The sequence below is a fragment of the Xenorhabdus aichiensis genome (genome assembly GCF_028598775.1).
GTDB lineage: Bacteria > Pseudomonadota > Gammaproteobacteria > Enterobacterales > Enterobacteriaceae > Xenorhabdus > Xenorhabdus bovienii.
Genome location: NZ_JAQRFO010000078.1, coordinates 1 through 9,299, shown reverse-complemented (window position 1 = coordinate 9,299; position 9,299 = coordinate 1). Strand labels below are relative to the sequence as shown.

The 9,299-nt window shown below is 41.5% G+C and carries 14 protein-coding genes and 1 pseudogene; 2 read left to right on the top strand and 13 right to left on the bottom strand.

What is annotated here, in order from left to right; translation table 11 throughout:
- The 9 genes and pseudogenes from PSI22_RS20365 to PSI22_RS20325 form a co-directional block, all read right to left on the bottom strand.
- Positions 1-271 (bottom strand): annotated as a pseudogene (locus PSI22_RS20365) (host specificity protein J); the annotation flags it as partial.
- A 51-nt stretch (positions 272-322) separates the two neighbouring features.
- Positions 323-898 carry a tail assembly protein gene (locus PSI22_RS20360; RefSeq protein WP_273581331.1) on the bottom strand — a complete coding sequence of 192 codons (576 nt, stop codon included), beginning with the start codon at positions 896-898 and terminating at the stop codon, positions 323-325.
- Position 899: 1 nt separating this feature from the next.
- Positions 900-1,613 (bottom strand): C40 family peptidase, encoded by a 714-nt coding sequence (locus PSI22_RS20355; protein ID WP_273581330.1) that lies wholly within the window; start codon positions 1,611-1,613, stop codon positions 900-902.
- A 1-nt stretch (position 1,614) separates the two neighbouring features.
- Entirely contained in the window at positions 1,615-2,355 is a 741-nt protein-coding gene (locus tag PSI22_RS20350; RefSeq protein ID WP_273581329.1) for a phage minor tail protein L, read from the bottom strand.
- Positions 2,352-2,699: a phage tail protein gene (locus tag PSI22_RS20345; RefSeq protein WP_273581328.1), complete on the bottom strand. Its 348-nt coding sequence runs from the start codon at positions 2,697-2,699 to the stop codon at positions 2,352-2,354. Before PSI22_RS20345 ends, PSI22_RS20350 begins: the two co-directional genes overlap by 4 nt.
- Before the next feature lie 124 nt (positions 2,700-2,823).
- Positions 2,824-3,030 (bottom strand): hypothetical protein, encoded by a 207-nt coding sequence (locus PSI22_RS20340; protein ID WP_273581327.1) that lies wholly within the window; start codon positions 3,028-3,030, stop codon positions 2,824-2,826.
- A gap of 117 nt (positions 3,031-3,147) precedes the next feature.
- Entirely contained in the window at positions 3,148-4,035 is an 888-nt protein-coding gene (locus tag PSI22_RS20335) for an ORF6N domain-containing protein (RefSeq protein ID WP_273581326.1), read from the bottom strand.
- Between the two features lie 272 nt (positions 4,036-4,307).
- Positions 4,308-5,069 carry a KilA-N domain-containing protein gene (locus tag PSI22_RS20330; protein ID WP_273581325.1) on the bottom strand — a complete coding sequence of 254 codons (762 nt, stop codon included), beginning with the start codon at positions 5,067-5,069 and terminating at the stop codon, positions 4,308-4,310.
- A gap of 99 nt (positions 5,070-5,168) precedes the next feature.
- Complete coding sequence (locus tag PSI22_RS20325) at positions 5,169-5,333, bottom strand: Arc family DNA-binding protein (protein ID WP_273581324.1); 165 nt, start codon at positions 5,331-5,333, stop codon at positions 5,169-5,171.
- Positions 5,334-5,451: 118 nt separating this feature from the next.
- Here PSI22_RS20325 and PSI22_RS20320 point away from each other — a divergent pair, with 118 nt between their 5' ends.
- On the top strand, positions 5,452-5,688 hold the full coding sequence (locus tag PSI22_RS20320) for an Arc family DNA-binding protein (RefSeq protein WP_099143299.1): 237 nt from the start codon (positions 5,452-5,454) through the stop codon (positions 5,686-5,688).
- Between the two features lie 83 nt (positions 5,689-5,771).
- On the opposite strand, the gene PSI22_RS20315 is transcribed toward PSI22_RS20320, so the two are convergent.
- From PSI22_RS20315 to PSI22_RS20300, 4 genes are all read right to left on the bottom strand, one after another.
- Entirely contained in the window at positions 5,772-6,272 is a 501-nt protein-coding gene (locus PSI22_RS20315; RefSeq protein ID WP_273581323.1) for a hypothetical protein, read from the bottom strand.
- Positions 6,265-6,720 carry a hypothetical protein gene (locus tag PSI22_RS20310; RefSeq protein WP_273581322.1) on the bottom strand — a complete coding sequence of 152 codons (456 nt, stop codon included), beginning with the start codon at positions 6,718-6,720 and terminating at the stop codon, positions 6,265-6,267. Before PSI22_RS20310 ends, PSI22_RS20315 begins: the two co-directional genes overlap by 8 nt.
- 150 nt (positions 6,721-6,870) lie before the next feature.
- A complete protein-coding gene (locus PSI22_RS20305) occupies positions 6,871-7,725 on the bottom strand; it encodes a hypothetical protein (protein ID WP_273581321.1) in 855 nt (284 codons plus the stop codon).
- Positions 7,726-7,774: 49 nt separating this feature from the next.
- Positions 7,775-8,659, bottom strand: a complete 885-nt coding sequence (locus tag PSI22_RS20300; protein WP_273581320.1) for a hypothetical protein — start codon at positions 8,657-8,659, stop codon at positions 7,775-7,777.
- Positions 8,660-8,973: 314 nt separating this feature from the next.
- Here PSI22_RS20300 and PSI22_RS20295 point away from each other — a divergent pair, with 314 nt between their 5' ends.
- Positions 8,974-9,270, top strand: coding sequence for a hypothetical protein (locus PSI22_RS20295; protein WP_273581319.1), 297 nt, complete (start codon positions 8,974-8,976; stop codon positions 9,268-9,270).
- The last annotated feature ends 29 nt before the right edge of the window (positions 9,271-9,299 follow it).

The window sequence follows — 9,299 nt, the reverse complement described above, 5'->3', positions numbered from 1 at the left end:
CCGCTGGCATTCCCTTAATGTAATCCTGATGGGGGGTGCCCGGGCGAAATTCCCACTTCACCCCCTCAAAGTTTGCCGTTCCATCAGGGCCAATAATCGGCGTGTTATCCAGAAAGATATTGGTGCCATCTAAACCACCCGCAAACTCTCCTTCGCCCAAGGCTAATAAGATTTTAGCGTAAGAGGTCGATTGCAAGGAATCGGGCGACTCGACCGGAGTACGGGGGCTTCCACCGCCGCCTTTACTGCCCCGAATTAACTGATTAGCCATATTTCACCCATAAAAAAAGTCGCCGTAGCGACCTGTTAAGACTGTTGAGGGTTATTGCTGATCTTCTGCATAGATACCCGCCGAGATAATGGCACCGCCTATTCTGCGTCTACCGTATCCAATCGGAACCGGGTTCCCCTGCGCGATGGAGTTGACTGGCCCACCAAACGCATAGCTGGGTTTATTGTCGGGATCTTCCCGTCGTGCCAGTCCACCCGGCATCGGTGACAGCATCTGCACCACGCCCCCCAACATCATAGAAGCACCGGACATCACAAGTGGAACGCCATACGGGGTTGCCCACAAAAACACCCCGGCTACTACCATCACCGCGCCGAGAATAGTCTGGAAGATACCCGCCTTTTTACTGCCAATGATCACCGGGGCAATACGGATATCCGAATCACCGGACAATTCCAGCTCGTCACGGCTGATATTGCGCTTCCCGTTAAAGACGGCGAAGGTCAGTCCGCGCTCTTTGGCAGTCAGCAGGAACTTTTCAAAGCCGTCGATAAGGACAGAGAGCGCGTGAATGGCTTCTTTGGGCGAAGAGACGGCCAGCCTGTGCTCGCGTCCAAATAGGGAACCGAGTACCCCATAAAGCCGCACTGTTCGTAGAGTGTTCATTCTATCGCTCCTTATACCTGACAGTTTTCACCGTTCTTTCTTGCCAATACCCATTATATGGGATTCTATTGCTGAGTTGCCCATACATATGGTGGATCATCAGCCCATCACCGATATACACGCCCGCATGATTGGGTTCGTTGGCCTGCACCTGCATAATAATGACATCACCCACCTGTAATTCACCGCTGCATTCAGTAAACCCAGCATCCGCATAATTCTTCATATACAGATTTTCGCCGCGATCCCACCAGCCATCTGAGCGCTCAAAATCAGGGATATCAATATCACGCTCCAGCCGATACCAGTCACGGACAATGGCGTAACAATCCCAGATACCATGTACAAATGGACGACCCAGCAACGGCTTAATCCCCTCAGTCGGCATAATGGTACGAATGTCGCCCTCCGGCCACGAGACAATAATCCACGGCACTTGTGACAGGTAACACTGCGCAATATCTAATTGACTGGGTTGTGTTGTCGCGTCTGGGTGACTATGGACAATAGCAACAATAGTACCGGCATCTTCGGCTTCGACGTAATCGGCTGGGTGCATGCTGAACTGTTCTGTGGGTGAAGGGGCTGTATTGCGGCAACGGATATATTGCTGTTTGCGACTATTTTGAATCACCAGACCACAGCATTCATTCGGGTATTCAGATTGTGCATGATCCATGATTGTGTTGGTAATATGCTTACGAAGGGTATCCATGTCACCGCCTTAACAACGCTGAACCGGGGAAGCCACCAAAGGGAAGTTGATTTCCTTTCCCGAAGCGCAGCTCACATCCTGTTGACAATAATCCAGAACAGGCATCTTTTGATGGATCATCTGTCGGGTTCCCGTCCTCATCAAAATACCGATCACCGGTATAGTTACATGGGGATTTGCGATATAACCCCCGCATACACCACGTACAAAGACTGTGTATCTGACGGGTAGGAATTTGAATCCCTTGTAGGTCGGCAGGAGAAGACAAAGCAAAATGAATCTCTGTATTGTCCTCATGCGTCTTACTGTCAATATAGTAGACGTCTATTTTCTCTTGCGTAGGATCGGCTTCTGGGTTGCCCTCGGGAAAATTACGGGCATCCAGATAATGTGCAAAGGTCATGCGAATGGCGACACGCGCTTGAGCCATATTCTGATACGCCAGACACATGGCGCTGATGGTGCCGTCTAGATTGGCAACACTGAGCGTGGGTGACACTGTTCTACCATCACTATTTACCTCCAATCCCTCAATTCTCACAGGCCACGGTTTATACTCCACACCCTGCCACCAGATTGATTTAATCGGCAGGTCGTCCGGGTTTTCCAGTTCCGCTTCTGTGTAAGGAATGGTGTGATTATGAAAGTACAGTTCTGGCCCACCAAAGGCCGAGCCATCGACCGAAAACAATAGAATCTTATGCCCCACCTCAAGGCGCTGGAGATCTGCATTAATAGTCATGCGCTAAATGCCTGTTCAAAAGTTGCTGATACTTTCATGATGCCTCCCGCCATAGGGGTCATGGTTATTGAGTCAGATTTGACTCGATACAATCCCTTTTCACCAAACGGAGGTCTCCAGATAAATGATTTTGCCGTGTGATTACGAATAAACTGAAAGATTGGAGCCACTTCTTCTTTTGCTCCTAAATAAGAATAAGGCCATGATTGCGTTTCGGAATTAATTCCATCAGCGACGACCTGTTTGTAACCATCACCAAACTCAATTGATTTAACTCGGTGTTTAAATTCACCGCTGGGAGAATCTTGAATTTGAGTTCGCCATTTAAATTCTTCGATAGCCATATAAGTACCTATAAAAAGAAAAACCGCAGTTAAGCGGCTTGGGTTTGGACGTAAAAAAACCGCACTGGGCGGCATGTATGGAAAAGGCTACGCAATGCGCAGCCTTGAATTCATGGGGGGTTATTTATTGCAGAGTATATATTCTAACAATAGAGATTCTTGCTACAGAGCTATTAAATCCCGTGGCTTGAGTGAGCGCCTCATTCTCCACCGCAATTAAAAAATCACTAACCCCACCCGTACTCCAATCAAAATCTAAAGCAATCTGCGAGTTAACCAGAACTGAGTTGTCAGTACCAAGGCCGCTATAGGTAACAATATATTGATTCATGGATTGATCCTCCTCTTTATTTTGTCTAGCACACACTACAGCGGGTATTTTCTTTTTACTATTTGATTAATTAATCGCCTGTCATAAATTTCATTTAAAGCCATCCGTGGCTTGGGTTTATGCGTTGAATTTATAGCCTTCTAACGCCTTCATCATGGGCTGCATGTCTTCTTTATGTATCAGCAGATAACCAGCACGTTGTGCAATTTCCATAAAATCATTTAAGGTGGAAACATGATGCTTAGGTGTCAATGCCTGAGAATAAATTGTCTCTCCATTTTCCAGTTCCATCAGCAATCTGCCAGTGAAACCAGAGTAACCGTAAGGGATCGGCATTTCCTCCTTCCCGAGGAACTCACCTTCAATCACTTTAGCCGCCAGATATTCCATAGCTGATGGAAGCTGATCATGAGTTAGCTCGTCAATATGGTTAACGCCAAACTCATGATGAACCATCTGGAATAGCTTTTTGCTATTGAGTCCGTATTTACCCATAATGGTATTGACCAGTCCGCGAAGAGGGGTACGGGATTGAGTTGTGGTTTTAGCTGCTACTGGTTCCGCTTCTTTCTGGTTGAAGTAAAAGTCTTCCAAAGCCTCGAAAACATCCCACGCCTTGTCGGTATCCAACATCTTAGCGTGACGGGCAGCGCCGCGTTCTGTCCAGAGGATTAGACTGCGAGCACGTTTACCGACTAACTGACTGTTAGTCAGTCTGTTATCAACTGACTCGCTTAAAGATAGTCTGTTTTTAACTGACTTACTTTGAGTAAGTCTGTTCTTAAATTCTTTTAGAATTGAACCAGTTAACTTGAAAAAATGTTTTCCCTCAACAAAACGATCTTTGTTGCGCGAGTGGTTAACCTGAATGTTAATAACATCAGTTTCATAAATATCAGCCAATAACTCAGTGGTGATCACTGGAATGCTGTTATGCATGATAGCGGTCATATTCTGTACTGAATTAGAACTTTTAGTTAATTCATTAACTGGTATACTTGACATGTCTATGTTCCTCGTAAGTACTAGACGTTTTATAGAAGCCCCCGGACTGTTCCCGCAGCTGGGGGCTTCGCCGTTTAAAGCGATACTATTTATTACGTGATTGTCACTTTTTGTAAAGATTCGTGTTGTGAATTTGGGAAGCGTCTCGAACATTCAACTAATCGTTTGACTATAAGAAGTTAATCAGTTGCATTAGTTTTATGGTGTGATAGTTTAACTATCCCTTTCGCCATCCTTGGCCTTCAAATCCTTACGTTACTTCAACGCCGTGGTTATGCTGCTACCTTCCATCCCGTAATGGAGAACCTGCCCATTTTGGGGTGAGACCATTGTGAACCGCGTTGCTCTGCTTCTTTCATCATCTGATGCAAAGCCTTTTCGAATGACTCTTCGTATACCACTGACATTTGCGTAACCTGTCCGCCCGGTGCAACGTGAGGGACTTTCTTGTGGGGAACCGACCAAGCCATGACTAACTGTTTGCTCTTAGCATTACTAAGACCGTAGGTTGCCTGTAGGTAGCTGTAACCCTGATATCCTTGCGGGATAGTGCCTTGCTTTATTTGCTCGACGTCTTGTTCTACAGCAGAAATTCTTTTTTCGTTACGAGCAGCATTACTGGCAATGGCAGCAATCATTTCCATTTCTGATAACTGGGGCTGATCAACCAACTTACCAGAACGGTAATCAATGAAAGTCTGGTTGACCTGCAATTGGAATGACGGACTTATCCATCCGGCATATGAAACAGCTATTAGTTCATGAGCAAAGGTACCTGGGATAGCTCCACCGTTAACAACATTGACCACTTTATGACCAGAATGTGAATTCACACTCTGACTATTTTTCAATAAGTTAGATTCAAGTTCCGCGATTAATTCTTTTGCCTGACTAAATCTTAGCCATTGGCTAGGCGTTTTACTTGCACCTTCACCACTAGCCTTATGCAAAGCATTCAGATTGAAACGACCTTCTGAGTCGGTAGTGATTTCTACACCCGCAATGACAGGTAGATTATTATTTGCTATATTCATGGTGTCACTCTTTTTGTTAGGGTTGACGTAATCTTTAATTACTTTGTACGGTTTGAAGATTTAGAGACCTCGTTGGTCGTACCCTTCGAGGTTTCACTTTTATTGAGCGTTTAAAACCCCATCTTCTTTCAGACTACGTTCTAGTCTTTTAACAACTTCACTATTGAGTGATCTCCCTTCTTCTTTTGCTACTCTTTTTAATATAACTTTCAGTGAATCTGACATTCGAATACCAGTTGGCGCAATATTCCTTACCTTCTCCATATAACCTCACTTTGAATACATCGTGTAATGACTACACAAATATTACATCGTGAGCATATCCTGTCAAGCATTTTATGAGTACATTGTGTAACTATATTCAGCTCACAGAGAATTAGTTATGAAGATAAGAGACATAGCACCGTTTGGTGTCAGAATGACATCTGAACTTAAAGAGCGGCTACAAGAAGAAGCCAAGAAAAACGGAAGATCACTGAATGCTGAAATAGTTAAACGACTTGAAGGCTCTTTAGGTGACATTAATCAGCAAAGCCTTGAGCATAGAGCGGACTTTGCAGATAGAATCAGAGCGCTGGAAGAAATGCTTTGGAACTTAAAACACGAGATAGAAGATTAAATTTCTAACTTCCTCCAATGGAGAAAAAGCCCACTGTAGGCCGCCCGGTGGCATATCATCAACAAAAAAGCCCCGTGATGGGGCTATTTTCGGGATGGCTCTGCTTGCTGGTTCTGGGTTACTGTTGGTTGGGGCTGTGACGTAGCGCCTTTACTAGATATTATCCAACTGGATGCAAGCACTACAGCAGACATAATAATTGTTACTAGAGCCAATCCTATTGATGTCGTCCATTGTGTCGTCGATATGCTTGATTTCAAGCCATCGATTTTGCCTTCTACAGCCTCGAATTTTCCATCGATTTTTGATGACATAGATTGCATTGTGGCATTCAGGTTAGCCATTTGAGTATTCTGCTGCTCTCTCCATTCTGCCATATCTTTCTTCATGGTCGCGGCGACAACATCAACCTCGGCTTTGTTGGCTTTTAATAGGGCTTCAAGTTCAGTCTTGGTGAAGTTTTCTGACATACCTTCCTCCCCTTGTTTAACCGATTTTTCGGAAGTTACTTTTTTAGACTGGAATTGATTTCTTGCTTTGATAATTTTAGCAGTGTCTATATTAATAACTTTATCACTATTCATAAGAATATTCCTCACGGAATTCTCCCACATAAAAGTATGCGTCTTTTTCGTCAATTATTTCATGATTGCTATTTTTATCTTCTAAAAGACCGTCGTACAGGCACACTTTAATTAGATATAGACCGCTTTTATCAAAAGTAACTTTCTTAAATCTTTCAGTAAGAACAAAGGAAACGTTATTTTCAGAGAAAAATATTCCAGACATGTTATCTATGCCTGCCTCTGCTATGCCATCATCCATGAAATCTACTTTCTGGTTACCGTCCGCATGATAAATAAATGACTTTGAATGAAAGTTGCAATCCAGATCTACATTAACACCAACAATACAAGAAAAATCAATTTTTTGTGACTTTTTATCCATCAACAGATAATTTGCTGGCTTACCAAGCATTCCATCAGCATCCGATGAGACATAGGTAAACATAATTTTACCCCGCTTATCCATAACATCACCCAATATTAAACATTTCTCATATTTAACCACTGAGCTAATGATAAGTGTTACTGATTATTTGATCAGCACATCCAGAAAGTGTGAAGAGGGTTACAAAAGTCATATAAAACCAAGGATGGCTTAAAGCCCCTAATGGGGCTATTACTTATTGTTATTATCTGTTAATGCATTATTCCAATACTTTATTTTTCTGATAAATGATTCATGAACTTCACTAGGTAGAGTACGCTTTATTGTGGAGATCTCATCTTCAAAGTCTTGGTACACGTTCGTTGAGTCTGGAGATTGAATAAAAAATGACTCAACTAACTTTTTCACGCCATCATCATTTATCATGAAGCCGTCTCTTTTCTTTATAAGAAGATCTTTTGTGTTAACCGCTTTTTTTGCGGTTTCCACAATAGAGCCTACCTTGACTAAATCAATGTTGTGAAGCCAGTATACATACCTGTCTTGAAATTGTTTCTGAATTGCCTTTGGCAACCCTTTATTAAGGCTCTCTATTTCCGATTGATAATGAAGCTCTATCTCTTGAGTGTCCTTGTCTATATTTGCTTTTATCAACGTTTCTGATAGCTCCTTAACCCTATCATCTATTAACTCTATCCCATCCTTCCTTCTTTTATAAAAAAACTCAGAAGGGACATTAGATGGCTTAAATTTCTTAAGGGTTATTTCTTCTATTTTTTCCTGAACATCACTGCCGCAATGCTTGCATTTGAGCGCTTCAACGTTGATCTGTTCTGCACAAAATGGACACTTCATTTGATTGTTTTTACTATCACCATTAAGAGTTTTCTTTCCTCCAAAGATAGCCAACAACAAACCACACAAAACGACAAAGCAGCTAATCAACAAGAGATTTTCTCTTTGAGCCACCAACCCGATATTATTAACCCTTCCACCATATCCAGTTGCTACACTTACATCCATATTAAATGATGCAAAAATAGCAAGAACACCAATAACCAGAAGGAAGATCCCAAAATTTTTCATCTCCACCATTCCTCATTTAATTAATCTTATTTATGCTAAAACGGCTCTCTCATAATTTTTCATCTACGGCAGGGATAAAGTTGCTATTTGGTTGATAAATCATCTTAATCTCTATGTTTTTATTATCTTGAAACATGAATATAGTTGATATGGAAGAAAAATCATCGGACAACCACAACGCATGTCCATTCATTGCTTCTTCGGATGTACCTCTATTTTTATTAATGGCAGAAATTAATTTATTCCTCAGCTTATTGCTTTTGGGTAATGAAAAACTTGCCATTACTAAACGCTCATTGTAAAAGCACATCTCAACATTGGCTTTTACTCCCATTAATGAATAGTCGGATTTATCAACATTTGAGCATGCTGCACCATCTATCCTTGGCTTATTATCTTTGGCCTTGGCATAAATGGAGCTATATGGCTGCTTGAAATCTACACCGCCAATAATATTGATAAATTCAACATTATCTTGATATCCAGCAAACCTTAATCCATGAGGGTAAAGCTCAAACTGAGTTGCACCTTTTGATTTTAATGGGATTTCAATAAAAACACGCTGTGAGAGTCTAAGAGAATCTGTAACAGCATGATACTCAACAACATTTATAATTCTTTTGTTCTTTCCTAATATGATGAACGGCAATTCGTTGACTCGCCCATCATCATATTTTATATACCCAATACAAAACTCCTCTATACCACAATCCGCCTCATCGCCGCCGATAATAATTTTTATAGAGTCCGTATTTTTATTATTAATGCTAGTCGCTAGTAGTGCTATTTTTATTCCGTTATCATTTTTTTTACTATGTAAGGTTGCATAATTAATAGTTTTCCCTCGCATCTTATCGAGGCTTTCCTCGTACTTCCAGCCTGCAAGAGAACTAAAACTTACCAAAAATAGCATTAGAAAACTTATTATCTTCATCACAACCCCCCACTTTAATCAGATACATGAATCTTAATCAAAGTATGGTGTAAAATGAAGCAAAATGGACAGTTACAAGTCGTAATGTGATCTACACATAAGCATATATTCTCCTTTGCTTTATGGTTACATCTCAGCCCAAAGCAACCAACCGAAGGGATGGCTGATTAACTTCGGGGAGATGTGAGATGGATAGAGATAAATTTGTACAAAAAACAGACTGCCTATTTAAGATAAAACGCATATCAATTTAACTGAGTGTAGATATTGATTTTTTTCCCCTCACTACACCTATTCAATATAGAGGATGAAAGATGAATATTAGTAGTAAGCTGGTCAGCAAAAGCAAAAAACAAACTATTTTTAATAGCATCATCAACGGTAAAAATATTAGGATCACCATTGTCAATGGTATTGATATTACTGACGATTTCAGCCTCGACGACGATGCGAAAATTCACGTACTCATGTTTAATAGCCGGATGCACATCAGACAGGAAATTAACGAACCCATTATGGAGTGTTCTAATGGTGACGTGATTGTCATGCTTTGCGCTGATCGGAAGTCTTATAACTATGCTGTCGGTAAGTTTGAATCCAATTCCATTTAATTTTACTGAGCAAATCTTTAACGCTTTTT